Below are 25,663 nucleotides of genomic sequence, written 5' to 3'. Positions count from 1 at the left end.
GATCCGGACCCTCCGGTCCGGTTCCCCGACCGGGTTGCCCCGGTTGGTTGGCACCAAGTTACCCCGCCAGGTAGCAGTCACCTATCCGTTTGGCGCCAAGTTTTTCGCGCTCCCCTGGATATTTTCGCGACCTGACCGTCGAATGGGTGGGCGGCCGGTCGCCGCATCCCAACGGCGTCATGTCCGGTCTTTATGATCCGCCTCATGTCATCGGTGAAGCCCGCGGCCCGGCAGCCGGCGCTGTTCGAGAACGTACCCACGCCGGACTCGCCGGCTGATGGGAACCGGACTGCCGAGGGCGCCGAAACCGTCCTCGAGACCATCTCTCCCAGCCGCGCCGGTGACTTCAAGCAGTGTCCCCTGCTGTTCCGCTTCCGGGCTATCGACCGGCTGCCCGAGCCGATCACGGCCCCGCAGGCCCGGGGCACCACGGCCCATCTGGCCTTGGAACGCCTCTTCGACCTCGCCGCCGCGGAGCGAACCCCGGAGCGCCTGTTCGACCTGTTCCGCGAGGAGTGGACCGCGCTGCGGGCCACTCCCGAGTATTCCGGTCTGTTCGACGACCTGGACGCCGAACGGCAGTGGGGAATCGACAGCCTGCGGGTGGTGGCCAACTACACCCGACTGGAGGACCCCACCTCGGTCGCGCCGGTCGAGCGGGAACTCATGCTCGCCGAAGACCTCGGGGAGATCGTGGTGCGCGGCATCCTCGACCGCATGGATGAACGACCCGACGGGAAGCTGGTCATCATCGATTACAAGACCGGGGCCGCGCCACCCGAGCGTTTCGCCCTGCCGGCCTTCTTCGCCCTCAAGATCTATGCCCTACTGGTACAGCGGCAGAGGGGACGGACCCCGGCCGAGCTCCGCCTGATGTACCTGGGCAACTCCACCGTGTACTCGATCGAGATCGATCGCAACACCCTGGACGGAATCGAGCGCCAACTCCTGGCCCTGTCGACCACCATCCGGGCGGCCATCGAGCGGGACAACTTCCCGCCCAAACCGTCAGCCCTGTGCCGGTGGTGCTCCTTCCAGGATCGCTGCCCGGAAGGCCAGGCCTATGCAAAGCCGGAGCCCGCCCTACCCCTCGGTCAGTAGAGTGGCCAGTGGACTGGTGGTCAGTATCGTTAACAATAGCAACTAGCAACTAGGGATACACACCGCGGACCAGCTTGGCGCGGGCCACCTTGTCGATTCCTCTCATCAGGGCGGCCGTTCGCATGTCCACTTTCTCCCGGATGCTGACCTCCAACACCGACTCGAACGCCCGGATCATGATCTCACGGAGCCGGCTCACGATCTCGTTCTCCGACCAGAAGTAGTTCTGCAGGTCTTGCACCCACTCGAAGTAGGAGACCGTCACCCCGCCTGCGTTGCAGATGATGTCGGGCACGATCAGCACGCCCCTATCGAGCAGGATACGGTCGGCCTCGAGGGTGGTCGGGTTGTTGGCGCCCTCCAGGATCAGCCTGGCTTGGATGTCGCCGGCGTTACCGGCGTGGATCGCCCCTCCCACCGCCGCCGGGATCAACACGTCACAATCGATCGCCATCAACTCGTCCGGAGCGATCTCCTCGGCCCCCGGGAAACCCTTCACCCCCCCGACCTCGTCCACATAGCGCGCCAGGCGGCCGACCTCCAGACCGTTCCCGTTGTGGATCGCGCCGGTCAGATCACCCACGGCGACGACGCGGCACCCGATCTCGGCTGCAGCGATGGCCGCGTAGCGACCCACGTTGCCGAAGCCCTGGATCACCACCCGCGCTCCGTCGACCGCCACCCCGCATCGCATGGCCGCTGACGGCAGCAGGCTGATGATCCCCCGGCCGGTCGCCTCGCGGCGGGCCACCGACCCGCCCAACTCGGGTGGCTTGCCGGTCACCACGGCCGGGACCGCATACCCCTGGTGCTGGCTGTATGTGTCCATGATCCAGGCCATGACCCGCTCGTCGGTGCCCAGATCCGGTGCCGGTATGTCGGTCTGCGGACCGATCATGCCGATGACCTCTGCCGTATAGCGCCTGGTGACACGCTGGAGCTCCCTGCGGGAAACGGCATGGGGATCGATCCGGACGCCTCCCTTTGCGCCTCCGAATGGCAGTCCCACCAGCGCGCACTTCCAGGTCATGAGCATGGCCAGCGCCGCTACCTCACCCAGATTGACGTCCGGGGCGTAGCGGATGCCGCCCTTGGTGGGGCCCATGGTGAGCACGTGCTGCACGCGGTATCCGTAGGCGGTGCGTACCTCCGAGTACTCGTCCGTCCGGTACGGGAACGTCACCACCAGGGACCTTTGCGGCATGGTCAGGCGTTCACGGATGTTGTCGTCGAGGCCCATCTTCTCGGCGACGTTCTGGAACTGGGACACCGCCTCCTTGTACATGGGGGAATCCCACTCCATCTCGGGGGCGACCGCGGGTGCTCGGTTCTGATCCGTCACGCTCACCGCCCCCTACTTCCCCCCGGGGCTCCGTCTGGTGCCCGCGGATCATTCCCGGCCGCCTGGTCCTCCCAGCGCACCACGAGCAGTCCGGAGCGAGGCTTGGGGGTGAACCAGGTCGACTTGGGGGGCATCAGGCTTCTCGCATCGGCGACTGCGGTCATCTCGTCGATCTGCGCCGGATGCATCGCGAAACCCACGGCGCCGGGATAGGCAGCGACCCGGCTTTCGAACGGCATGCTCGAGTTCTCCCCGACCTCGTACCAGAGACGCGGATCCTCGCTGGACGAGATCCCGAACACCGGTCTCAAGATGCTGTCGTGGAGCAGGCTCACATCGAGGCGTGCGACCGGATGGTCCGGCCGCCGCCCGCGGAACACCAGCCGGTAGGACATGCCATCCAGCACCATGGCGATCTCACCCGTGCCCCGCGGTTGGGACTCCACCGCACCGGCCGGCCCCATTCTGTCCATCTCCCAGCCGCCACTCAGCGACCGGCGGACCTCCTCGGGCGACGGGAGGAAGTCGGGCACGATCACGCGGTTGTAGGCCAGTGCCCGGAGGTGGTTGTTGGGAAACATGATGGCCAGGAACCAGCCAGGTCCGCCTCCCGGCTGCCGGGCCGCCGCCACGCGATGGTGGCCGTCGGTGATGTACATGGTCTCGACCCGGGAGGCTGCCGCCCGCAGGGCGGAAATTCCGGACGGGTCGGTCACCGCCCAGAGTCGCTGCCGCACACCGTCCGGGCTCGTGAAGTCCCGGAGCGGCGTACCCGAGGAGAGCTCCCTCATCAGAGAATGGTGATGCTCGTCCGCATCGAATCCGAGCGCCACCGGGCTGGACGAGAGCCGGGCCACGCGGTAGAAGTGGGCCAGATCCTCCACCGGGCCTTCAAGGGTCTCCTCGTGACCGAGTATGCGCCCCTCCTCGATCGCCGCCAGCGAAACCCCACCCACGATTCCTACTTGACGATGGCTACCCGTATCCAGCTCGTACAGGAAGAAGGCCGCCAACGGGAGGGGCTCGAACAGTCCTCGCTCCAGCATCCCGCGGAAGTGACCGGAAGCCCTTTTGACGACGGCCTCCCGGGATGGCGTCGGCCCGGGGAACTCGCCCACCGCAAGGGTGACGTTCAGGAACGAGTCGGGATGATCGACCGCATAGTGATAGCTGTCGCCGCCGGGAACCGAGTCGGCCTGGGGGGCAACCACGTCGACAACCCGATCGGAGCGGGTTACGAGGGCTTCAACAGGTATGACGGAGACCACGAGCTATCGGCTACTCCGGGAGTGTGCTTGGGCGAGTGTGAAGGGACGATGATACGACACCGATCCGAGCCGGACACCACCGGGGCGACCGTAGGGTCCAAGGATACCGTAAGATCCTGAGCTAGGAGTGGACTCCTAATGGGTCCGGTTGGCCTGACAGTGGGTACGAAACCCGCGTCGAGGCATCGTGGACCGACCCATCCCGTTTGTCAGCACCCTCCTGGCGGATCGTGTCACACCCTCTTCGTAAGTTACTGACCATGGCTGAGAACATGAGAACCCAATCCAGCCGGGACCAGGAGGCCATCCTGGCCGCCGAACTGGCGATCACCGAGGCCGGCTTCGGCTTCACCGTGGTGTTGGAGGAGACCGGGCCGGCAGAGGCCGAGACGGCTGTCGCCGCCCGGCCGCCCCTGGCCGCTTGACGGCCCATCCGGACCTGGCGATTCCGGGCCCGGCCGGGACCCGGTTCGCCGAGCGGCGGCTCCGTCCCGAGGACTGGGACGGAGCGGTGAAGGAGACCGATGGCCCCCAGTTGCTGGTGGCGGGTCCGGGTGCAGGTAAGACGGAGTTCCTCGTACGCCGGATCGCGCACCTGATCGACCACCGCGGTGTCCCGGGTTCGGCCGTCCTCGCCGTCACGTTCTCCCGGCGCGCTGCGGCCGATCTCGGTAACCGGCTCCACCGCGCCGTGGCGAATCCGGCCGGAAGCGCGGGCGCGTCCACCTTCCACTCCCTCGCCTACCGCCTGCTGGAACGGCACGCCCATGACGTCCTCGGATGGGCCGCCCTTCCGTCCATCCTGACCGGACCGGAGCAGGTGGACCTGGTCTCGGAATTGCTGGCCGGCGAGCCGCCCGGCCGCTGGCCGCTCCCCCTCCGCCGGCTGCTGGACAGCAGAACCCTCGCCCACGAGGTGACCGACTTCATCCTGCGAGCCCGGGAACAGATGCTCGACCGCGCCGACCTGGCCCGGATCACTCGGGAGCACCGCGACTGGCGTGCGCTGCCCGACTTCATCGACCGCTACGACGCCGAGCTGGATCGCCGCGGACGGATCGACTACGGCACCCTGATGACCAGGGCGATCGAGGTGCTGGCGGACCGATCACAGGAGGAGCCGGCCGTCCGGCCCTACCGGTACGTGCTGGTTGACGAGTACCAGGACACCACCAGGGCTCAGGCGGTGCTGCTCAGGTGGCTGGTCGGTCCGGACCGCAACCTCACCGTGGCGGCCGACCCGTACCAGTCCATATACGGGTTCCGCGGTGCCGACCTGGGCAATGTCCGGCGCTTCGCCGCCGACTTCCCCGTCGCGGACGCGAGTCCGGTGCGGCGCTGGGTGCTGGCGACTTCCTTCCGCACTCCGTTCGAGATCCTCCGCGCCGCCGAACGCCTCACGGTCGGGGCCGACCTTCCCGGTGCGGCGGGCCCGGTGGAAGCCGCCGCCGGACCGGGTCGGGTCGAGATCCGGGTGTTCGACCAGGAGTCCGCCGAAGCGGAGTGGATCGCCACCCAGGCCGGCCGGCTCCGGATCGAGCAGGGAATCCCCTTCCACCGCATGGCGGTGCTGGTCCGGACCAAGCGGCGCCTTCTCCGGGAGCTGTCGCGAGCCCTCGAACAGAGGTCGATCCCCCACGAGCGTCCCGACAAGCGCCTCGCCGACCACCCGGCCACCCGGGTCATTCTCGATCTGGCCCGGGCGGCTCTCGGCTCGCACTCCGGCCCGTCCACCGGCAGTGGGCCGGTCAGGAGGGTGCTGCTCGGTCCCCTGTTCAACCTGGGCGTAGGCCGCCTCCGGGCGGTCGAGCGGGACCGGAGGCTGTTCGGCATGGACTGGTCCGAGGCCATCCGGGCCCATGTGGAGGGAGGGGAGGAACTCGCCGCCTTGCTCAGCGATCCGTCCTGGATCCACCTGCCCGCCATCGATGGGTTCTGGCATGCCTGGACCCGACTCCCGCAGCTGGAGCCCTTCGTGAACGATCCGGCGCGCGGCGACTTCCGGGCGGCCTGGGCGAGCCTTTCCCAGGCCCTGGCCAGGGTGGCCGACCGCGATCCGAGCATCACCCTGATCGACTACATCCGCCTGGTCGAGTCCGATGACTTCGAGGCCAGCCCGTTGCTCAGTTACCGCGATCCCGGCGAGGATCGGATGGTCCTGACCACCATCCACCAGACGAAGGGCCTCGAGTTCGACGTGGTGTTCATCGCCGATGCGGTCGAGGGGGTGCTGCCCGACCTGAGCCGCCACCGATCGCTGCTCCAGGTCGAGCACCTCGATCCCCCACGCTCCTCCGCCCCCCCGATCCGATCCGGGGCGGCGCCCGACCCGTCGAACACCCGACGCCTGCAGGAGGAGACCCGCCTTCTCTACACCGGTATGACCCGGGCGTGCCGGCGCGTCGTGCTGACCGCGACCAACGCCGGCTCCGGCGAGGCCCACCACCGTCCCAGCCGGTTCCTGGAGATGATCCAAGGCCCGGGAGTGGACGTGGCGGGCGCCGATCCCGCTCCGGTCAGGCCCGTCACTCCTCGAGAGGCGGAGACCTGGTTGAGGCGCGTCCTGGTCGACCCCGCCGAGCCCGACCATCGACGTCTCGCCGCCGCGACGGTGCTGGCCACCACCTCGTGCCCCGGCATCCGCACCCCGCATAGCTACGCAGCCGTACGCCGGGAGGACGCCGACCAGGGCCTCATCCGCGGCCGGAGACGGCTGTCCCCCAGTGATGCCCTGGGCTACGACAGATGTCCCCGGCAGTTCGCCCTGGGACGGCTGCTCGAGGTAGGCGCCGAAGACAGCCCCCACCTCACCTTTGGCGCCGTCATCCACGCGGTGCTCGAACACGCCGAGCGGCAGGCGGCACGAGAGGACCGCCGGTCCACCGTCGATGAGGCCTTGGCCCTCCTGGACTCCCACATCGGACGGCACGACTTCGGAACCGAGTCACTGCGATACGCCTGGCGGCGGCGGGCTCAGGAGTTGCTGGAGAAGCTCTACGCCGGCTGGCCGCAGCCCGCCGGCAGCCCGGTCTTGCTGGAGTACCCGGTGAGGCTGGAACTGGGAGGGACGACCTGGCGGGGCCGGATAGACCGGATCGAGCGGAATCCCGACAACACGCTGCGGGTGGTCGACTACAAGACCGGCAAGGCGGCACCCACCAACGAGGAGGCCCGCGACTCCCTCCAGCTCGGCTTCTACTACCTGGCCTCCAACGCCGACCCGGCGATAGCCGAGCATGGGCCGGTAACCGGCGCCGAGTTCTGGTTCCCGCACGCTCCCGCCAGGAAGGTCACGGTGCGCAGGTTCGGCCCGGACCGGGAGGCGGAGACCAGGCGGCGCCTCCAGGAAATCGCCCGCCTGATCCACCAGGAGGACTGGGAGCCCCGGCCGGGCCGGGCCTGCGGCAGCTGCGACGTGAGGCTGGTCTGTCCGGCGTGGGCAGAGGGCCAGGAGGCCTACCGCCGATGAGGCACCGCCCTTCGGCCCAGCAACAGGCGGTCATCGACTACGGAATGCGACCCCTCCGCGTGACCGCCGGGGCCGGCACGGGCAAGACCTTCACCCTGGTCCGCCGGATGACCGCTCTCATGGAGCGTTACGGCGTCCGGCCGGAACAGATTCTCGGAGTGACCTTCACCAACAAGGCCGCCGCCGAGCTGGCAGGACGGATCCGGTCGGCCCCCGAACTCCCATCCATACGCGGGATGCGACCGGAGCAGGCGATCGACGTCTTCACGTACCACGGGTTCGCCGCCCACCTGCTCGGTACCTACGGGGCGCTGGTCGGTATGGATCGGGGCACCCGCATCATCACCCCGGCAGCCGGCCGCCAGATCCTCCACCGATGCGTCCTCTCCACCCCTTTCCGGCTCGTGGACGCCACCCACGTGCCGACCGTGGTGCGAAAGCTGGTCGAACTGGCCGGAGAGTTGTCGGACAACCTGCTCCGTCCTGAGGACGTCCTCGCTTCTGATCCGGAGGACGAGGTCGGCGCCCGCCGGGCCGAACTGGCCACCACCCTCGTCAAGTTCGAGGAGGAAAAAAGGGAGTTGGGGGTGCGGGATTTCGGTGACCTCACCCGGCTCGCCGTGGAGTTGGTACGGAACCCCGACCACCGCGGCATATTGGATCGGGTCCGATCGCAGTACCGGTGCGTCCTGCTGGACGAGTACCAGGACACCAACCCGGCCCAGCGAGAACTCTTCTCGACCCTCTTCGGGACCGGCGGGGCCGTGACCGCGGTAGGCGACCTCGACCAGACCATCTACGAGTGGCGGGGCGCCAGCCCGGCCAACTTCGGATACTTCCCCACCAGCTTCCGGGAAGCCGACGGGTCGGAGTCGCAAACTCTCCGGTTGTCGGTGAACCGCCGGTCGGGGCAGCGCATCCTCGATCTGGCCAACCGGGTCAGGGCGCGGATCACCGGCTCCGACCCGGCCGATGACCTCGAGGCCCTGGAGGGCAAGCCCCCCGGCTCGGTACAGGTGTCCTGGTTCGGCGACGCGCGGGAGGAGGCCGAGGAAACCGCCCGGGAGCTGCGGCGCCTCCACGAATCCGGCATGGCATGGTCGGAGATGGCGGTGCTGTTCCGCCGTAACGCCAACATCGAGTTGGTGCGCCAGGCCCTCGAGGAACATGACGTTCCCCTCCAGGTCACCGATCTGGGCGGCCTGCTCAAGGTCCCGGAGGTGGTCGAGTTGCACGCGTGGCTCCGCCTGCTGGACGACCCGGCCGACAGCCCGGCCCTGGTGCGGATCCTGATGGGCACCGGCTACCGCCTGGGTCTGGGCGACCTGGTACCCCTCGCCCGCTGGGTGGCCTCCCGGAACCGCAACAGCGACGGCATGTGGTTCATCCTCGCAGAGGCACTGGAGCAACTCGATTCGCTGGAACTGCTCGCTGACACCAGGAGCCGCCTGGAGCGCTTCCGGGACATCTACCGGTCACTCGTCGTCGAGGCCCAGGGCGCAGGGCCGTCCGAGCTGGCTCGATCGGTCCTGGCCAGGACCGGGGCTTGGCAGGACATCGAGGCCATGCCCGGCCCCTCCGACATCTCCGCCCGTCTCAACGTGCACCGCTTCCTCGACTTCACCGAGCACTGGCAACCCCTCGAGGGGTCCTACTCGCTGCGGGCGTTCCTGGACCATCTGGAGATGATCGGGAACGATCCGGGCGACGGGCTGGACACCGCCCGGCTCGCCGACGAGGAAGCGGTCACGCTCTCCACGGTCCACCGGGCGAAGGGGCTGGAATGGCAAGCCGTATTCCTTCCCGCGCTGTACGAGACCAACTTCCCGGCCCGGCCCCGGGCGTATGCCGACCCGTCCAGGATCGACTCATCGGTTCCTTCCCACCTCCGTATCGATCCCGAGTTCCGCGCCAACCTCGACCCGGCGCTCGACGACCGGGTTCGCCGGGACTGGCTCCGCCGGCGGCACTACGACCAGGAGTGGCGCCTGGCCTATGTGGCGGTGACCCGTGCCGAGCAACACCTCTACCTGAGCGGGGCCCACTGGTACGGCTCACCGGAGCCTCTCAAACGCCCCTCCCGACCCGGGGATCTCATCGACACCGCCCGCCGCCTGGAGCATGTGACGATAGATCAGTGGATCCCGGAGCCACCGCCCCGACCCGACAGCCTGAGGTTCCCGATCCCGGAGGCCGGGCCGGACCCGGTGCTGGGGACCACCTGGGAGAGCGCGCTTCACGCGATCGGCTCCGACCCGGATTGGGCGGCCCGCCGGGCCGGCCGGCTCGGGGTGAGAGACCTCTACGATCAGGCTGTGGAGGAGTTCCAAGAGGTACTGCTGTCCCTCACCGATCCCGCCGGACACGATCCCGAACCGGAGCCGACCGTCATCAGCGTGACGGGCCTGGTCACCTATGCCGACTGCCCGAAGCGGTACTACTGGTCCGAGGTGGACCGGCTTCCCCGCCGGCCGGGACCTGCTGCTCGCCGCGGCCTCGAACTGCATCGCCGCATCGAGCTGCACAACCGGGGTTTGGTCCCCTTCGACGACCTCGAACCTCAGCTGTACGACCGCACCGCCGATGAGGACGCGGCATCGTCCCAAGGCGGGCACTCCGGCTGGGACGCCTTCCTGGAGTCGCCCTACGCCGACCGTATCCCCGTCCACGTCGAGGCGCCGTTCGAGCTCCGGATGTCCGAGTCGGTCCGGATCAGAGGCCGGATCGACGCCGTCTACGGTGAGGGCGCGGACCGCTGGGAGATAGTCGACTTCAAGTCAGGCCGGCGTTCCCACCGGCCCTCGAGCGAGGTCCAGCTGCAGGCCTACGCGCTGGCGGCGCGCCAATCCGGTCTGGGTGCCGCCCCACCGGAGTCACTGAAAGTGTCCTTCGTCTACCTCGGCGACGGACTCGACGTGGTGAGCCAGGAAGCGGACGGCGCCTGGATGGAGCGAGCCGAGCAGCGGGTGACGGAGCTGGTCGACGGCATCCGGTCGGAGCGATTCCAGACCGTCCCCTCCCCCGCCTGCCGCTCCTGCGACTTCCTGACGTTCTGCGAAGCCGGTCAGGCCCACGTCAGCTCGGAACAGTAGGAGCAGTGCCCCCATGTCCTCCTTCGGGGAGGGTCATGGGACCGGGCATCCCGTGTCCGAGGCAAGGCTCATGGTCGGACGCACACCCCACTCGCACTCGCGAAGGCCGCCCTATCGCCCAAATTGGAAAGACCCGACCGGAGCCCTTCACCAACGGTGACGGATCCGACCGGGTCGTTCTATCGCAGCCCCGACCAGATTTGAACTGGCGTCTCCGCCTTGAGAGGGCGGTGTCCTAGGCCCCTAGACGACGGGGCCACTGCGCGTGGCGAATGATACCAACCGCTCGGGAGAGAGGACTCGAACCCCTACTAACAGGGCCAGAACCTGTCGTGCTGCCGATTACACCACTCCCGATCAGGCCCGCAAGATACCAGGTATCGGCCGGCACGCGTCAACCGGACCGGGGAACGCCCTATTCCTAGGACCGTCTGCCACTCCACTCGACGCGGGGCAACCGCTTCTCCTTGTCGACGAACGGCAGGGTGTCAACGGTCGCCCGATGAGGAGTTCCTTCGTGGTTGAGCAAGGAGACGGTCTTGCCCAGCCAGTCGCCGCCCTGCAGGGGCCGATCGAAGCGCACGTAGCCGACGCCAGCATCCAGCGCGGGCGACCAGGTGCCGATCGTGATGTGCCCGACCGGGCCGTCCTCGAAGTGCACCTGCCTGCCGGCGTCCGGCGCGGCGGTGGCGCAGACCAGGCCGAACAGGAGTTGGCTGCGATCAGCCTTTGCCAGCGCGGAACGTCCGATGAAGCCCCCCTTTTCGAGCGCGACGAAGTTTCCGAGGCCGGCGCCGAACGGGGTCAGGTCCGGCTCGATGTCGGTACCGTTGTCCAGGATGCCGGCTTCGATGCGCCGTATTCCCATCGATGAGGACGAGCTGAACTCCATGCCGGAGGGCTCACCGCAGGCGAGCAGATGATCCCAGAGGGCGTCATGATCCGTCGCCTCCGGACCGCTGTTGCAGTAGATCTCGATCCCCGCCTCGCCCGTCCATCCGGTCCGGGACACCCACAGTGTCTGTCCTCCGATTTCGAAGAATCCGGCGTGGAAGTACCTGAAGTCGGTCGATAGTCCACCGCCGATCGCCGCGTCCAGCACGTCGAGCGACTTCGGTCCCTGAATCTGGAGGACTCTCGAGTCCGGATCGGAGACCTCGGCATCGAGCCCCATGGCGTGGGCCGTGAGCCAACCCTCGAATTCACCGTTCGCCTTCACATACCAGAAGCGATCCGGCCCAAGGCGCATGATCACGCCGTCCATCAGAACGGTGCCGTCCTCATTGCAGGCAATTCCGTACCGAGCCCGACCCACTGCAAGCGTTCCGACCCTGCAGGTGAGGACCCTCTCGAGCATCCTGGCGGCATCCGGACCGATGATCTCGAGGGGCTTTTCGGGGACGTCGTACAGCATCACCCCGTTCCGCAACTTCCAGTACTGGGGAACGGGGTCCTCGTCAGGGTACGCCTTGAGGGGATACAGGCGATCGCAGTACATGCCGAAGACGGTCCGATCCGTCACGTACCGGTCGGCGAAGGGCGATTGGCACTGTCGGAACGAACTCAACCGGACCGAGCCGAACAACTCGACGTAGAAGTGTCTGTCCCCGGTCATCTACACCTCAGGAAAAGGGCCGGGTGGGGCGGAGGAGACGGTAGCAGCACAATCTGTGGGGGCGTCCATAGCTCCGGCAACGGCGCTCCGCTCCACCGCCGTGCCGGACGAAACTCCGCGGCCCCCGAAGAGATGTAGTGGCATGTTCCCCACCATCCCTGACCTGCGGTGATAGGACCATTCCGACGGGGACTTCCACATTATCAGTGGGGGGGGACTTCCACATTCCCGCACATGCCCGCGCCATCCACCCGCAGCCACGGCCGCCGTTCCGCGGCCTGGTCCGTGAACGTCCATCCCGACCCCGCCCGTCTCTGACCCCGCTGGCCAGGGCACAGCCCCCCGCACCCGCTACGGATGCTAAGCCGGAGGCGGTGAACCCGGCCCGGTCGCCCTCGATGTGATCGAGGCTGAGCCGTTCGCCGCCGGCCGATGGTGGCGCGCCGCAAGCCCCGCCGGGCCAAGCGCCGGCCGGTCCCGGTATCGTGTTCTATCCTCGCCATGTTGGTACACGGTGCCGACGGTCGTACCCGGAGAGGCGTTGCATGACCGACACTGCGCGGCTGAAACCGGACACGAGGGCGGCGTCGTGGATGGGCGTTTCGGTGTTCTTGAACTCGTGGACTCCGCTCGCAGTGGCCCTTGTAGGCGGCACGGTCGGGCCTTTCGTGTTCCAATTCTGGGTTTACTCCACAGTGTCTCTGGTTTGGCTCGTCTATCTGATCTGGACTCATCCCGGGCTCGTCATACGAAGCGACTTTTGGGCCTGGATTCTTCGCCGACTTCCTACACGTGACGGTGTACTGGCAATGCTCAACGGCTTCAATTTGGCAGCCTTCGTGGGTGCCACTCTGTTCCTGGACACCGCATTAGTGACGGTCATTACGGGTGGCTGGCTTATTCTCTTCGTCGCTTATCGGAAGCAACACGACCCCCGGTACCAGCGGATGACTGGGCAGCATTGGCTGCTACTCAGTATTGCTATGGCCGGGGTTGCGCTCGTTACGTTTTCGCAGGCCGGTGGTATCACAACCGAGGGAGGTTGGCGTCTCCTGTGGGGTGTGCTGCTAGCCGCGGCGAGCGCGGTCTGTGGCTCCTGGATATCTTTTAGGTTTAGGTTAGGGATAGAACTGTATCATGATAGATGCAAGAGCATGTCAGATATATCTGATACTCAGAGGGATGAATTAGCCTGTGTACTAGCTGTTTCGATAGTAACAAGTGTGGCCAGCATACTAAGCGGCCTTCTAATCGGTCTGACCGTCTTCCCAGGCGATACAGGACCTGGCACACATCTGGGCGGTTTCGTGTCAACCCCGGTCGTCTGGTTGATCGCTATCGGGATAGTAAGTGCGTTGGGAAACATCGCTTTCCGTTACGCAAACCTGGAAGCGACGAATCTGGGTGTGAACGCCATGCAGTACCTGCGGCCGGTCCTGTCGCTGGTCTGGTTGGCGGCCTTCGCTACGATCACGGTGTACCGTACCGACTTTCTCTGGGTCGGCGCCGCGGCGGTGATAGCGGTAAGTGCGCTGATCAACTTCCGGTCCGAGGACCGGGCCGGGTTCAAGTGGCTTGTGCTGAGTCTGTTGGGGTTCGGGTTCGTCATTTATATGCGCGACGAATGGTTCACCCACATTCCCGGATACGGATGGTTCCCGGGATTCGGCGACTATTACGGCGTGCTGGGCGCGGGCGCGACGGTGTTCGTTCTGATCCTGTCGTTCCGCACTTCGCGTCTGACCGCCCGCACCGCCAGCGAGGAACAGCAAACCTACATGCTGTGGCGGCGGCTCGACGCGCTATCCGCCGACAAACAGACCCGCCGCGTCCTGCTGAACCATGTTCAGACCATTGACACGACCAGGAACATCGGCGAACTCGAACACGCTTACCACTATGTGACCGACCAGATCGAACAAGCCGGGTTGGACCGTTCCGAGGCGGCGGAGATGCAAGGGAACCTGGACACGCTGGTGAACAGCAAACAGAAGGGCCGGAACCTGGCCGAGCTGATCGTGCTGGTCATGCTGGCGTTCCTGGTGGCGGGTATGGCCGTGTTCGCCCGCACCGAAACGCAGGCGTGGCCCGCGCTGGTGAACGATGTGCTGTCGATGCTCTTGGCGTCGGCTGTCACGTTCATGACCGTTCACCTGTTCGACCGACGCTCCGAACGTGACCTTCCCCTCATCACAGGCGCCGGGAAGGTCATGTTCCGAACCGTCAAGACAGACGCGAAGCACAACCCCAGGGTGGAACAAACCACCACGGTCGGTATCGGGTTCGCCGTCATCGGAATCTACGTATGGCTGATGGCGGTCAAATGGCTGCCCCTCTGACCAGTCGGTCACACTAAGGGGGTCGGACAGTCCGCCGACGATCAGGCCGCCGCGGTGTGTCGGTTTGGCAGCCATTCGCCTAGCTCCGCGTCCGGTCCCCGCTGTTCGGCCAGGTGCGCAACCAGGACGACCTGTCCCAGGGGGCCGGCAGACGACCGTTCCGTCCGGGGTCGTTCCCCAGCGGTCCCGTTCCGGCTGTGTGGCGTCGCCCAGGGCCGGAAACCTCCACAACGGCACTTAAGGTTGTGGCCGTGTTCGGTGGACTCAGGCTTAAGCCGTTCCACGGGACGGGCCGGCGGGCCGCTAACCCTCCCCTGCGGGTGCCACTCGTCGGAGGGTTCCCGACGACGCGGGACCAGCCTTGATGAACGCGTTATCTGCCTATGGTCCCCAACTGGCGAGCCTCTTAGCCCTGTTCATTTGAGCCCGTCCGTCGTCCTCGATGAACCGCTCTGGGCTGTTTCGGCAGCACCCGAGGCTCCGACCTCTGACATGAGCAAACCATCCACAGAAGCCAGCACGCTGGTCGCCGCCGACGATCCGGGACGTCGGTAATGGCGAGTATCCCCTAGTGGCCCCGACGGGATTCGAACCCGCGTTTCTGGCTTGAAAGGCCAGCGTCCTAGGCCGGCTGGACGACGGGGCCTGTGGTTCCCGGATCCTACGCTTTCTGCAGAGCTGCGGAGAACCCTCGATCAACGGCCGGCGTTGCTCGGGTCCGGAGGCTAGTTGGGAATCAGCCTTGTTCGGACAGAGCGGCGGCGAGTTCGTCCGTGCTCAGCGACTCCTTGCGGACCCGCAGGTCCAGATAGATGACCGTGCCGAGCGCGGCGGTCAGCGGGATCGACAGCAGGCTGGCGACCTGCTGGACGAGGTAACCGGTCATACCACCGCTCACTCCCAGGCCGGCCGAAAGGATGAGCGCTATGACAGCCGAGATGACCCCTACGACGATGGCCATGAGGACGATGACGAGCACGCCGGCGCCGAACACCCGCCACCGCTCGCCCGACACGAGGCGCCACGACCGCTTGATGCTCTCCATCGGACCGATGCCTTCGATGATCAGGGCCTCCCAGACCACGGCGAGCGACACGAGAACGAAGATCCCGGGGATGATCAGGAGCACGAATCCGATGGCCAGCAGGATCCCGGCCACGATCGTCGCCGCGATGATCGCGACGATCCTCCGGATTGCGGCGCTCATCGCGCTCCGCCAGTCGGACGGGACATCTGCATACGCCTCCGCCGCCACCAGGATGGCGGCCACGCCCGCCACGAGCGAACCGACAACGCCCGCGTAATACCCGAGCCAACCAATGGGAGACGAGCACGTCGTCGTGCCGCCCGAGTCCAGGCTGCAGCCCCCGACCAGACTGACGAGGAAGGGGATGAACACGAGCACCAGCACGATGGCGAGCATCGGGCCGAAGCGGCGCCGGTAGACGGTGAAGGTAGCGTCGACGATCTCGCCGACACCGAGTGGACGCAGTTGTAGTTGAGCCATGTCGTCCAGCCTACCGGCCGACCTAAGCGCTGTCTATGGATTGATCGCCGGCCGGGCATTCAAGTACGTGCAATCGCTGGGTTGCTGTTGCTGCGGCCCGGATGCTCCAAACCCGTATTTAGGTCATGGTGACGGAGGCCGCGGGGTTCAGCAGCCCGTCCGAAACCAATGAGGTGGCGGCTACCTGACCACCCCAGCGGATACCACCTCTTTACGCTTCATGCTCCCGAACAGCCTCTTCATACTTTCTTCATACGTACTTCATGCTAAGGTTTCGATGGTTGGTGACGGAGGGACCGGACGGATGACTCTAACCGCCGACAGTGCGGTCACTCAGAAGCTCAGCCTGCTCGACGAACTCGTCCTCACACTCCTCAACGAGGAGAGTGGCTACTTCCGGCAGGTTCCCGGGTGGGATTTGAACTGTGCCGTTATCGGAGGGGTGCTGGGACAGCTGTCTCTCCTAACGCGTATAGACACGGATATGGATTCGCTGATACTTCTGGATCGGACAGAAACGGGCGATCCTGCCCTGGATCCTGTCCTTGAGAAAATCGCCTCCGAGCCGGTCCAACGAGACGCCCAGTACTGGATCGAGCGACTGGCCCCGCGCGCGGACTCAATTATCGACTTGACCCTTGAGCGGCTGGTCGATCTGAAGATTCTCCGGCACCACGACGGTGACTTCTGGTCGCTGGCGCGGGGCGCATGGCAACAGGATTCGTACGCCACGGCTGGAGAAGGTACCGCTGTTGACTTCGTCAAGATCCGCCTTAGTAGAGCCATCTTCGCCAACGAGATTCCGGATCCAAGAGATATCATCATCATCTGTCTCATCAATACATGCGACGTCTTGCGTTTCATATTCGAACTCGACGAAGCATCGGAGAAGCGAGTTGAGTTCATCAGCAACATGGACTTGATCGGCAGGTCCATCGCCGCAGCAGTTAGCCACAACCTCTCTCGTTCATTGTTCAGGCCTTCCGCTTTCGCCAAGCCGATTCCGGTTGTCCCACTTCGTAGGTTGCTGCGCAGCCGGCCCGCTCGCCAAGGCAATTTACCTGCTTTCTTTGCAGAGCTTGCCGAAGAATATGGACCGGTGTTCGAGCTCCGCCCGCCCTTGACCGGCCCGATGATTTTGCTTGCCGGCCCCGAGATGAATCACTGGGCACATCGGCATGGGCGCATGTACCTGAGATCCAGGGATTATCTGGAGGATTTCGAAAAGGTATACGGAGGATCAGGAATCCTGCCCACGCTGGACGGTGCCGATCATTTCCGGTACCGCAAGTCCATGCAGCCGGCCTATTCCCGCACCAGGTTGGAGGCTCGGCTGGATGAGTGCTACTCCACCGCCCGGGCCTACATGGCGGCTTGGTCTGTCGGTGACAAGCTCCCCGCAAAGACGATGTGCAGGCAGTTGGTCAATTCAACGTTGTCGCCGGCCATGGTCAGCATCGATACTCAGGATGTCGTCGCGGACCTGCACAAATTCAAGGAAAGAGCCCTGCAGACCCATGTCATCGGGAACCTGCCCAAGGTGATGCTGCGTACGCCCGCTATGAAGCGCCGGGCGAAGCTGGTCGGAGAGGTCATGGAACGAGTCCTGAGTAGCCACACACCCGCCCAGCGGGCTGGGTGTCCTCGCGACCTCGCCGATGACCTGCTGAGCATGCACGCGAGCGATCGGCAGTTCCTCCCGGAGTCGAACCTGCCCTTCGTGCTCTCGGCGGCGCTGATCGCAAGCATGTATGTCGGTGATCAACTCGGCCTAATCATCTACGCGATGCTGTCGCAGCCCGAGTTCCACGAGAGTATTAGCAATGAGGCAGACGCCCTGTTCGCCAAGGGGACGCCGGATCGTGACGAACTCACCGGGCCGGCGATCGACATCACACGCCGGTTCATCATGGAGTGCCTGCGTCTCTACCCGATCGTGCCAGCATCGTATCGAAATGTGATGAACACCTGCGCGGTCGAGGGATACGAGTTGCCGCAGGGGGCGCGGGTTCTGATTGCCCAGACGGCCACGCACTACATGGAGGACGTCTTCCCCGATCCCTTCTCGTTCGACATCGACCGCTACCTGCCTCCGCGCAAGGAGCACCTCGGGTCGTCATACGCGCCGTACGGCCTAGGTACCCATACGTGTTTGGGGTCCCGGTGGACATCCCTGCATCTGGCGATCCATCTGCTGCTGCTCGTTCACCATTTCAGGCTCGAGATCTCTCCCGCCAACTACAAGCTGAAGATCAGCTCCTTCCCGTCGTCGTCGGTGAACAACAAGCTGCAGTTCGTCGTCGCCGAGCAAAGGCACGAACTGCCGGTGTAAGGGAGTTCCATCAGATTCCCAGGCTAGTGGTCTGTCTGCGAAACAACCGGGCGCTCTGGCGGCCATCGGCGCCCCGTCGCTGCGTTCCGCTTCCTCAACGTACCGCTGCGGGTACGCCTTCGTCAGCGGGCCTTGCGAGGAACACCGCTGCCTCGCCATACCACACCGCCATTACACAGACAGGACCACTAGGGAGTCTCCAGATCGGCAGGATCGGGATAGAACTGGGCACAATAGCGCCGGAACGGCATGATCTCGCCGTCGGAGCGACAGAGGCGCGGGCGGGACCGGTACTGCTTGCGGCTCCAGATGATCTCATCCTGCTGGACGTCCCGGTATTGCTGGGACGAGATGAACCGGTTCATGATGGGCGCTCGCCACTTCACCGGTAGGAACCCCAGGCCTGCTATCCACCGGCCCGGATTTCGTATCTCCCGCACCTGCGAAACCAGCGACAGGTCGATGAGCGAACCGTCGACGGGCGTCGCCAGCACCCACAGCCGCAGATCCATCCCGATCGAGCGCTCGCGGATCTGCACGAACGAGTAACCCAACCCGAAGATTCGGGTGCGGGCGGCCACGTCGAAGGTGAGGGTCACAATCCCCGCAGTCGTCCGGGTACGCCTGAAGTCGAAGTCGCTCTCCAGACGCGCCCCGTCCACCGACACCTTCCCCACCCGGTCCACGCTGTCGTAGCCGTGGACGTAGCGCAGGTGGCCTACGTCGACCGAATTCTCCGTCGTCTCCTGCGGATGGCCGGGAAACCGGAGGGTCCTGATCTTGAGACCGGTCCATCCGGCCTGATCCAGTACATCGTCGGGCAGGCTCCACTGCGGCGCCCGTCCCCCGGCCCCCCACCAGGCGAAGATCAGCCCGGCGATTTCATGCGTCTCGAAGACGCGCAACCTCGCGGTCGTCGGCGGCGGGGAATAGGGGGTGGCCACGCACTGGCCGGTCGCGTCGAACTCGTACCCATGGAACGGGCAGACCAGCCGCCCTTCACAGATGCGTCCTCCTGCGGTCGGTCCCAGATCGGCGCCCAGATGCGGGCAATAGGCGCCGGCGACGCACACCTCCCCGTTCTCGTCGCTCCAGGCGACGATGTTCTCCCCCATCCACTTCTTTTCGATCAGCCCGGCTTCCAGCAGTGCCTCACGGCTCGTGACGAAGTACCAACCCTCGGGAAACGGAGACGGCAGCGGCGTATTCTCGAGCACCACCCTACGCCGGGTTGACATGGCTGACCCTTCTCATCCGGAACCTCGTCATGGGTCCGTAACCGTCACGCATAGGGCCTCCGGAACTGCTGTACACGACGCGGTCCGGCATACCCTAGCCCTGCCAATTCGCGTTTCCGGCACGCCATTGCGCATGAGACCACTTAAGAGTGATGAGTGCCAAGCGGCCGTCTTCGCCCGGCGACGAATGCCAGGCCGCTTCGGGTTGTCAAAAGACCGTGGCATCATCAGGACAGGCTTCGACAGGCCTTCCAGCAGAACGAGGATCGGAGCGCCGGATGAGTGATTGGACGAACGTGAACGACTGGAATGCGGCGATCATCGAGGAGTTCCGCGCCAACAACGGTCAGGTGGGTGGAATGTTCGAAGGGAGGACGCTGCTGCTCCTTCATCATACGGGCGCCCGCACGGGGACCCGCCGGGTCACACCGCTCGCGTACCAGGACCTGGCGGACGGCTACGCGGTCTTCGCCTCCAAGGCCGGCGCGGACACCAACCCCGACTGGTATCACAACGTGGTGGCTAATCCAGCCACAGAGGTGGAGGTCGGGACCGGGACCATCCGGGTCCGAGCCCGGGTCGCCTCGGGAGCAGAGCGGGACCGGATCTGGACCAGGCAGAAGCAGGACTACCCGCAGTTCGAGGAGTACGAGTCCAAGACGTCGCGGGTCATCCCGGTAATCGTGCTCGAACGCGCCTGAGCGCGTCAGCCGGGCCGGGTAGCTGGACGGCAGGCGGCTCGGACCGGCCCGATCTGGCAAACTCCGCCGTGTGAACCCCGAGCCGGAACCCCCGCTGCGGCCCTTGGACGTAGAGTTCGCCCGCCGCCAGTTTCCCGCCTTCTCCGACGCCCGACTCGCCGGGTGGGCCCACTTCGAGAACGCGGGCGGGTCCTACGCCTGTCGGCAGGTGATCGACCGGCTGACCGGCTTCTACCGCCGCACCAAGGTACAACCCGATCATGCCTTCCCGCTCTCGATCGAAGCCACCGAGGCGATGGAGCACTCCTACCGACGGATGGCGGAGTGGATGGGCGTGGGGGTGGACGAGATCCACTTCGGGCCATCCACGTCGCAGAACACCTACGTCCTGGCCCGGGCGTTCCGCTCGATGTGGCGCGATGGGGATGAGATCGTCGCATCCACGCAGGATCACGAGGCCAACGCCGGGGTTTGGCGGCGTTTGGAGGCCACGGGGATCGTGGTGCGGGAGTGGCGGGTAGATCCGGAGAAGGGAACCCTGGACCTGGCCGATCTCGACGGGTTGATGACCGAGCGCACCAGGTTGGTCGCCTTTCCCCACGCCTCCAACGTGGTGGCCGCCATCAACCCGGTCGCCGACGTGGTGGCGAGGGCGGCGGAGGTCGGCGCCCGGGTTGTGGTCGACGGAGTGTCCTACGCACCCCACGGCCTGCCCGACATCGGGGCGCTCGGAGTCGACGTCTACCTCTTCTCCGCCTACAAGACGTGGGGTCCGCACCAGGGGGTGATGTACGTCGGCCGCGAACTCGCCGACCGGCTCGGGAACGAGGGCCACTACTTCGTGGCCGACCAACCCCGCTCCAAGCTGGTGCCGGCCGGACCCGACCATGCCCAGGTGGCGGCGTGCGCGGGAGTGATCGACTACCTGGACGACCTATACACCCACCATGGAGGACCCTCCGCGACCCCGGTGGCGCGAGGCCGGGCGGTCCATGACATGTTCCGTGCCCACGAGACGAACCTGGCGGACCGGCTGCTCCGCTACCTGGCCGGGCGGGATGACGTACGGGTGGCCGGCCCGACCGACGCCACCCTGCGGGCCCCCACCGTCTCGATCGTCCCTTTGCGACGCCCGGTTACGGAAGTCGCGAAGTCACTGGTTCGCAGCCGGATGATGGTCGGCGTCGGGGACTTCTACGCCCCCCGCCTCCTCGATGAAATGCGGATACCTACGGAGCCCGGCGTGCTGAGGATGTCATTCATCCACTACAACACCGAAGGCGAGATCGACCGGTTGATCACCGCCCTTGACCGGGCACTCGATGATTAGTTTCTAGTCGGCGCCGGCCGGCAGGTCGAGGCGTGCGATGGCTGCGGTGATCCGGGCAAGGGCCACCTCCCTGGGGAGAGCCTCCAGGCTCTCGAACAGGGGTGGCGAGATGTTGGAACCCGTGATCGCCACCCTGATCGGCTGCCAGCCCTTGCGGGGGTTGAGGCTCTCGGCGACCAGCATCTCCCGCAGGGCCCTCTCGATGTCTCCGGCGGTCCAGCTCCCGACACCGTCCAGCATCCTGAGGGCGGCGGCCAGAGCTCGCCGGGCATCGGACTTCATCACCTTCCGCCAGGCCTTCTCGTCATAGGTGATGTCCGAGAACAGGAAGCGCGCCGCCGGACCGACATCGGTGGTCAGCTTGGCCCGCTCCTGTATGAGGGGCGCCAGTCCGGCCAGGCGGCTCCGCTCGTTACCATCCAGGTCGCGCCCCAGGTCTTCCTCGACCGAAGCTACCGCCAGATCGGTGAAGCGTCGCGTGGCCATCGACCGCATGTACACGCCGTTCATCCAACCCAGCTTGTCGGGGTCGAACACGGCCGGGCTCTTCTGTACATCCGCCAGATCGAAGGCGGCGATCGCCTCCTCGCGGCCGAAGACCTCGTTGTCCGGATCGAGCGACCAGCCCAGCAGGCCCATGTAGTTGAACACCGCCTCCGGCAGGTACCCGCCGTCCCGGTAGGCGCGTAGGGATGTATCGCCGTGCCGCTTCGACAGCTTCCGCCCGTCAGGACCGAACAGCAGCGGGAGATGGGCATAGACGGGCCGCTCCCCGCCGAGTGCCTCCGTGATCAGGATGTGCTTGGGAGTGGAGGAAAGCAGGTCCTCCCCCCGGGCCACATGCGTGATCCCGTAGTCGATGTCATCGACGGTGGACGCCAGGTGGTAGGTCGGGGAGCCGTCGGAGCGCAGGATCACGAAGTCGTCGATCGCGTCCGCCTCGAACAGCACCTCGCCCCGGACCACGTCCGTGAACCCCACCGCCCGGCCCGGATTGGAGAATCGAACCACCGCCCTCTCCCCGTCCCAGAGGCGCCGGCGGGCCGTGTCCGGGTCGCTGCCGGGCGGACGCCGCACGTAATAGCCGGGGGGCTTCCTCTCCGCCCGGGCCCGGGCCCGCAGGTCCTCCATCTCCTCCGCCGACCGGAAGTCGTGGTAGGCGCGTCCCATGTCGATCAGTTGGTCGGCCACTGCCCGGTAGCGATCGAAGCGGTCGGACTGGCGATAGGTACCGTGCGGCCCTCCCACCTCCACACCCTCGTCCCAGTCCAGACCCAGCCAGCGGAACCCGGAGACGATGTCCGCTATGTAGTGGTCGTCGGACCGGGCCCGGTCGGTGTCATCGATGCGGATGATGAAGACACCGCCATGGCGGCGCGCGAACAGCCAGTTGAACAGGGCCGCCCGCACGTTGCCGACATGGAGGTAGCCGGTCGGCGACGGGGCGATGCGGACCCGGACCCGGCGATGGCCGCTCACTCGGACACCACCGGATTGGTGAGGGCGCCCACTCCCTCGAGCGACACCTCCACCACATCGCCGTTCTTGACCGGCCCCGCGCCCGGAGGGGTACCGGTGAGGATCACGTCACCGGGCAGCAGGGTCATCACGGAGGTCACGAAGGAGATCAGCTCAGCCACCCCGAAGATCATGTCGTTGATCGATGTTCCCTGCCGCAAGACGCCGTTCACGTGGCACTCGAGTGAGAAGTCCTCCAAAGGATCGTATTCGGTTTCGATGGCCGGCCCGAGCGGGCAGAACGAGTCGAAGCTCTTGGCCCGAACCGGCTGCCCCTCCTCGCGGAGAAGATCCTGGGCTGTGATGTCGTTACCGGCGGTGTAGCCGAGCACCACCGAGGAGGCATCCTCTACGGCCACCTTGCGGGCCACCTTGCCGATAACCACGGCTACGGCTGCTCCGTGGTGGACCTGGCCGGACAGGGCAGGCAGCACGATCGCCTGGCCCGGGCCGATGACCGACGTGGAGGGCTTCATGAACAGGCTCGGCCTCTCCGGGAACACGCCGCCGACGTCGTCCGGGCCGGAGGTGTAGTTGGCGGCGACGCCGATCACCTTGGTCGGGAACACCGGCGACAGGAGGCGGGCCTCGCGGAAGTCGACCACCACCTCGGTTGGCTGCCAGGCCACGAATGGAGTCCCATCGTGGATGCGGATCCCCTCCGGCTCGACGGCGCCGTAGCGGATGCCCTCCGGGGTCTGCATGCGGACGATCTTCACCGTCGCACCGTCGCTGGCGCACGCGCCGGTCGAGGCCCTCGGCGAAGGTTTTTTCGCGTTCTCGGGGTGACGGGGCGGAATCTGTCACAGGCTCGCGCCATGTTGGAGATCACCAAATACCCGGCGGTTTCGAGCTCCGACGTCAGCCCGGCCGCCCGAGGGGTTATCGAACATCGAGAGCGGGCCCCGAGGCCCGGCCCGGCGGAGCGCGCTCTCATCCCACGAAAGGTGGCGGTGGGGGAGGGCCCGGCGGAGCCACCGGCGAAGCCACCGACGGCGGCGGTTCGCGCGCCCTCGATCGGTGGGCCCGGAGAGAGATCAGGCCGTGGCGGGCCGGCGTCCCTCATGACGCGGGCGGACCGGCGCCGGACGGCAGGAACAACCTGGCACCCTCGTCCGGCCGGTCAGGCGACCAGGGAAGGGTCAGCCCGGAGACGGGCCCGTATCCGGCGCGGCTCGTCCATGAGAAGATCGGCGGGGACAGACGCGAGCGCCGAGCGTCCCGGCCAGGGATCGTGCGCCAGCTCGTCCAGCCAGCGCTCTCTCACCTCGGCGAGCCCTGCCGGGGCCCCGCCCGTCCGGGCATAGCCATCGTGCAACCCCACCAGAGACAGCGCAACCTCCACGTCCTGGTGAGTAGGCCCCCGGCGAGCCCGGGACGCCCGGGCGCCCACCAAGGCGGAAAGCAAGCTCTCCAGATCTCTGGGCCTCCGGCCCCGGTCGAACGAGGCCACTCTGATCATCCGCAGTCCCCAGCCCGTGTCCGGGCCCGGGCGTCCGAACGACCCCCCGGAAGGAGTGTCGGCAGGAGATGTGATCTCGCCGGGACGGGTCGGGCTCCAGCGTCGCTCCGGGGCCCGTTCGAGGTCTTCCACCGGTCGCTCGGCAGCCCGCAGGCGGATGTTCGGTTGCCTACCCATCAGGACTAGTGGGTCTGTGGAATGGCGGTGTGTTATGGCGTCGGCCGCGGTGTTCCTCGCAACGCCCGCTGACGAAGGCAACCCGCAGCGGTACGTCAAGGAAGCGGAACGCCGCGACGGGACGCCGATGACCGCCAGACCACGCTGAGTTATTTCGCAGACAGGCCACTAGATGTAGTCGAGCCAGTCGGTGTATTCATCCAGTTTCCCGGTGTAGGCGTCGGCGTAGATCTCCTGCGCCCGCCTGGTCACCGGGCCGGGACGGCCCGAACCGACCGTACGATTGTCGACCTCGCGGACCGGCGTCACCTCGGCCGCGGTCCCCGTCATGAACAGTTCGTCGCAGTAATACAGGTCGGAGCGGTGGATCACCTTCTCCACCACCTCGTACCCGTCGTCGCGGAGGAGCGTCATCACCGAGTTGCGGGTGATGCCGTCGAGACACCCGGCCGACAGCGGGGGCGTGTAGATGACGCCGTCGCGGATCACGAACAGGTTCTCGCCCGAGCCCTCGGAGATCGAACCCTCCGAATTGAGCATCAGGGCCTCGTCGTAGCCGTCCGTCACCGCCTCCCGCTTGGCCAGGATCGAGTTGATATAGGTCCCGGTCGCCTTGGCGTTCGGGAAGGCCTCATGGGAGAAGCGACGCCATGAGGACACCTTCACCCGTATCCCGTTGAGAACGCCCTCCTCGCCGAGGTAGGCGCCCCACTGCCATGTGATGATCGCCACCTGAACCTGGGCGTTGCGAGGATCCAGACCGAGAGCGCCGAGACCGAGGAAGACGATCGGGCGGATGTAGGCGGATGAGAACTCGTTGGCCCGGACTACCTCCTTGGCGGCCCCGACCATCTCGTCCACCGTGTACCCGAGTTCCATGCGGTACGACTTGGCGGAACGGGCCAGACGTTTCATGTGGTCGGTAAGCCGGAAACCGGCCGTACCGCCCACTGCTTCGTACGCTCGGATGCCTTCGAAGACACCCGTGCCGTAATGCAATGCGTGGGTCAGGACATGGACGGTGGCATCCTCGAAGTCAACTATCCGACCATCCATCCATATGTATCTTGCCGTATCCATGAACACCATGATAGAACCCCCGCAGACAGAGGAACCCGGAACTGCTCGATGTTCCGAGTGGCCGGACCGGACGGGTCGGGGTCTCCGGACCG

17 protein-coding genes and 3 tRNA genes are annotated in these 25,663 nt (G+C 66.1%); 8 read left to right on the top strand and 12 right to left on the bottom strand.

The annotated features are described in order from the left end of the window. The first annotated feature begins 204 nt into the window (after window positions 1-204). Entirely contained in the window at window positions 205-1,101 is an 897-nt protein-coding gene (locus tag OXM57_03880; protein MDE0351807.1) for a PD-(D/E)XK nuclease family protein, read from the top strand. Between the two features lie 49 nt (window positions 1,102-1,150). On the opposite strand, the gene OXM57_03875 is transcribed toward OXM57_03880, so the two are convergent. Then, a complete protein-coding gene (locus OXM57_03875; GenBank protein MDE0351806.1) occupies window positions 1,151-2,443 on the bottom strand; it encodes a Glu/Leu/Phe/Val dehydrogenase in 1,293 nt (430 codons plus the stop codon). A gap of 2 nt (window positions 2,444-2,445) precedes the next feature. Next, complete coding sequence (locus OXM57_03870; GenBank protein MDE0351805.1) at window positions 2,446-3,711, bottom strand: DUF1015 family protein; 1,266 nt, start codon at window positions 3,709-3,711, stop codon at window positions 2,446-2,448. Window positions 3,712-3,971: 260 nt separating this feature from the next. Between OXM57_03870 and OXM57_03865 the strand changes: the two genes are divergently transcribed. The 3 genes from OXM57_03865 to OXM57_03855 are packed head-to-tail and all read left to right on the top strand — an operon-like array spanning window position 3,972 to window position 10,272. Continuing rightward, window positions 3,972-4,136: a hypothetical protein gene (locus OXM57_03865; protein ID MDE0351804.1), complete on the top strand. Its 165-nt coding sequence runs from the start codon at window positions 3,972-3,974 to the stop codon at window positions 4,134-4,136. After that, window positions 4,133-7,180 carry an ATP-dependent DNA helicase gene (locus tag OXM57_03860; GenBank protein ID MDE0351803.1) on the top strand — a complete coding sequence of 1,016 codons (3,048 nt, stop codon included), beginning with the start codon at window positions 4,133-4,135 and terminating at the stop codon, window positions 7,178-7,180. Before OXM57_03865 ends, OXM57_03860 begins: the two co-directional genes overlap by 4 nt. Then, window positions 7,177-10,272, top strand: coding sequence for an ATP-dependent DNA helicase (locus OXM57_03855; protein MDE0351802.1), 3,096 nt, complete (start codon window positions 7,177-7,179; stop codon window positions 10,270-10,272). Before OXM57_03860 ends, OXM57_03855 begins: the two co-directional genes overlap by 4 nt. 185 nt (window positions 10,273-10,457) lie before the next feature. Here the strand turns inward: OXM57_03855 and OXM57_03850 are convergent. The 3 genes from OXM57_03850 to OXM57_03840 form a co-directional block, all read right to left on the bottom strand. After that, window positions 10,458-10,530: transfer RNA gene (locus OXM57_03850), tRNA-Glu, on the bottom strand. Between the two features lie 27 nt (window positions 10,531-10,557). Further along, window positions 10,558-10,629, bottom strand: a tRNA-Gln gene (locus tag OXM57_03845). Between the two features lie 64 nt (window positions 10,630-10,693). Then, on the bottom strand, window positions 10,694-11,887 hold the full coding sequence (locus tag OXM57_03840; protein MDE0351801.1) for an aminomethyltransferase family protein: 1,194 nt from the start codon (window positions 11,885-11,887) through the stop codon (window positions 10,694-10,696). A gap of 1,355 nt (window positions 11,888-13,242) precedes the next feature. Here OXM57_03840 and OXM57_03835 point away from each other — a divergent pair. Beyond that, window positions 13,243-14,226 (top strand): hypothetical protein, encoded by a 984-nt coding sequence (locus tag OXM57_03835; GenBank protein MDE0351800.1) that lies wholly within the window; start codon window positions 13,243-13,245, stop codon window positions 14,224-14,226. 572 nt (window positions 14,227-14,798) lie between these two features. Here the strand turns inward: OXM57_03835 and OXM57_03830 are convergent. Both OXM57_03830 and OXM57_03825 read right to left on the bottom strand, forming a co-directional pair. Further along, window positions 14,799-14,872 (bottom strand) — tRNA-Glu (locus tag OXM57_03830). A gap of 90 nt (window positions 14,873-14,962) precedes the next feature. Continuing rightward, window positions 14,963-15,733: a hypothetical protein gene (locus tag OXM57_03825; protein MDE0351799.1), complete on the bottom strand. Its 771-nt coding sequence runs from the start codon at window positions 15,731-15,733 to the stop codon at window positions 14,963-14,965. Window positions 15,734-16,037: 304 nt separating this feature from the next. On the opposite strand from OXM57_03825, the gene OXM57_03820 reads away from it, so the two are divergent. Beyond that, window positions 16,038-18,065: a cytochrome P450 gene (locus OXM57_03820; protein ID MDE0351798.1), complete on the top strand. Its 2,028-nt coding sequence runs from the start codon at window positions 16,038-16,040 to the stop codon at window positions 18,063-18,065. Between the two features lie 188 nt (window positions 18,066-18,253). Here the strand turns inward: OXM57_03820 and OXM57_03815 are convergent, their stop codons facing one another. Next, window positions 18,254-19,303, bottom strand: a complete 1,050-nt coding sequence (locus tag OXM57_03815) for a Rieske 2Fe-2S domain-containing protein (GenBank protein MDE0351797.1) — start codon at window positions 19,301-19,303, stop codon at window positions 18,254-18,256. 296 nt (window positions 19,304-19,599) lie between these two features. Here OXM57_03815 and OXM57_03810 point away from each other — a divergent pair, with 296 nt between their 5' ends. Together OXM57_03810 and OXM57_03805 are read left to right on the top strand one after the other, a co-directional pair. Further along, entirely contained in the window at window positions 19,600-20,004 is a 405-nt protein-coding gene (locus OXM57_03810) for a nitroreductase family deazaflavin-dependent oxidoreductase (GenBank protein MDE0351796.1), read from the top strand. A gap of 70 nt (window positions 20,005-20,074) precedes the next feature. Then, window positions 20,075-21,334 carry an aminotransferase class V-fold PLP-dependent enzyme gene (locus tag OXM57_03805; GenBank protein ID MDE0351795.1) on the top strand — a complete coding sequence of 420 codons (1,260 nt, stop codon included), beginning with the start codon at window positions 20,075-20,077 and terminating at the stop codon, window positions 21,332-21,334. A 3-nt stretch (window positions 21,335-21,337) separates the two neighbouring features. Here OXM57_03805 and gltX read toward each other — a convergent pair whose 3' ends face one another. The 4 genes from gltX to OXM57_03785 form a co-directional block, all read right to left on the bottom strand. Beyond that, a complete protein-coding gene (gltX, locus tag OXM57_03800; GenBank protein MDE0351794.1) occupies window positions 21,338-22,813 on the bottom strand; it encodes a glutamate--tRNA ligase in 1,476 nt (491 codons plus the stop codon). Continuing rightward, window positions 22,810-23,571 (bottom strand): fumarylacetoacetate hydrolase family protein, encoded by a 762-nt coding sequence (locus OXM57_03795; protein MDE0351793.1) that lies wholly within the window; start codon window positions 23,569-23,571, stop codon window positions 22,810-22,812. The genes gltX and OXM57_03795 overlap by 4 nt, the downstream gene beginning before the upstream one ends. Window positions 23,572-23,975: 404 nt before the next feature. Next, the gene (locus OXM57_03790; GenBank protein ID MDE0351792.1) at window positions 23,976-24,491 is read right to left on the bottom strand and encodes a hypothetical protein; all 516 of its coding nucleotides are present in this window, start codon (window positions 24,489-24,491) and stop codon (window positions 23,976-23,978) included. A 168-nt stretch (window positions 24,492-24,659) separates the two neighbouring features. Beyond that, entirely contained in the window at window positions 24,660-25,580 is a 921-nt protein-coding gene (locus OXM57_03785; GenBank protein ID MDE0351791.1) for a branched-chain amino acid transaminase, read from the bottom strand. Window positions 25,581-25,663 lie beyond the last annotated feature (83 nt).

The organism is bacterium (assembly GCA_028820935.1).
GTDB lineage: Bacteria > Actinomycetota > Acidimicrobiia > Spongiisociales > Spongiisociaceae > Spongiisocius.
Note: the sequence above shows the minus strand (reverse complement) of the source record. Positions and strands in the feature narration are given on the sequence as shown.

Excerpts from the sequence above, each read along its gene's own strand:
- OXM57_03815 (MDE0351797.1), bottom strand. The coding sequence starts at position 19,303 with ATGTCAACCCGGCGTAGGGTGGTGCTCGAGAATACGCCGCTGCCGTCT.
- OXM57_03785 (MDE0351791.1), bottom strand. The coding sequence starts at position 25,580 with ATGGTGTTCATGGATACGGCAAGATACATATGGATGGATGGTCGGATA.
- OXM57_03840 (MDE0351801.1), bottom strand. The coding sequence starts at position 11,887 with ATGACCGGGGACAGACACTTCTACGTCGAGTTGTTCGGCTCGGTCCGG.
- OXM57_03790 (MDE0351792.1), bottom strand. The coding sequence starts at position 24,491 with ATGGGTAGGCAACCGAACATCCGCCTGCGGGCTGCCGAGCGACCGGTG.
- OXM57_03880 (MDE0351807.1), top strand. The coding sequence starts at position 205 with ATGTCATCGGTGAAGCCCGCGGCCCGGCAGCCGGCGCTGTTCGAGAAC.
- OXM57_03825 (MDE0351799.1), bottom strand. The coding sequence starts at position 15,733 with ATGGCTCAACTACAACTGCGTCCACTCGGTGTCGGCGAGATCGTCGAC.
- OXM57_03820 (MDE0351798.1), top strand. The coding sequence starts at position 16,038 with ATGACTCTAACCGCCGACAGTGCGGTCACTCAGAAGCTCAGCCTGCTC.
- OXM57_03865 (MDE0351804.1), top strand. The coding sequence starts at position 3,972 with ATGGCTGAGAACATGAGAACCCAATCCAGCCGGGACCAGGAGGCCATC.
- OXM57_03855 (MDE0351802.1), top strand. The coding sequence starts at position 7,177 with ATGAGGCACCGCCCTTCGGCCCAGCAACAGGCGGTCATCGACTACGGA.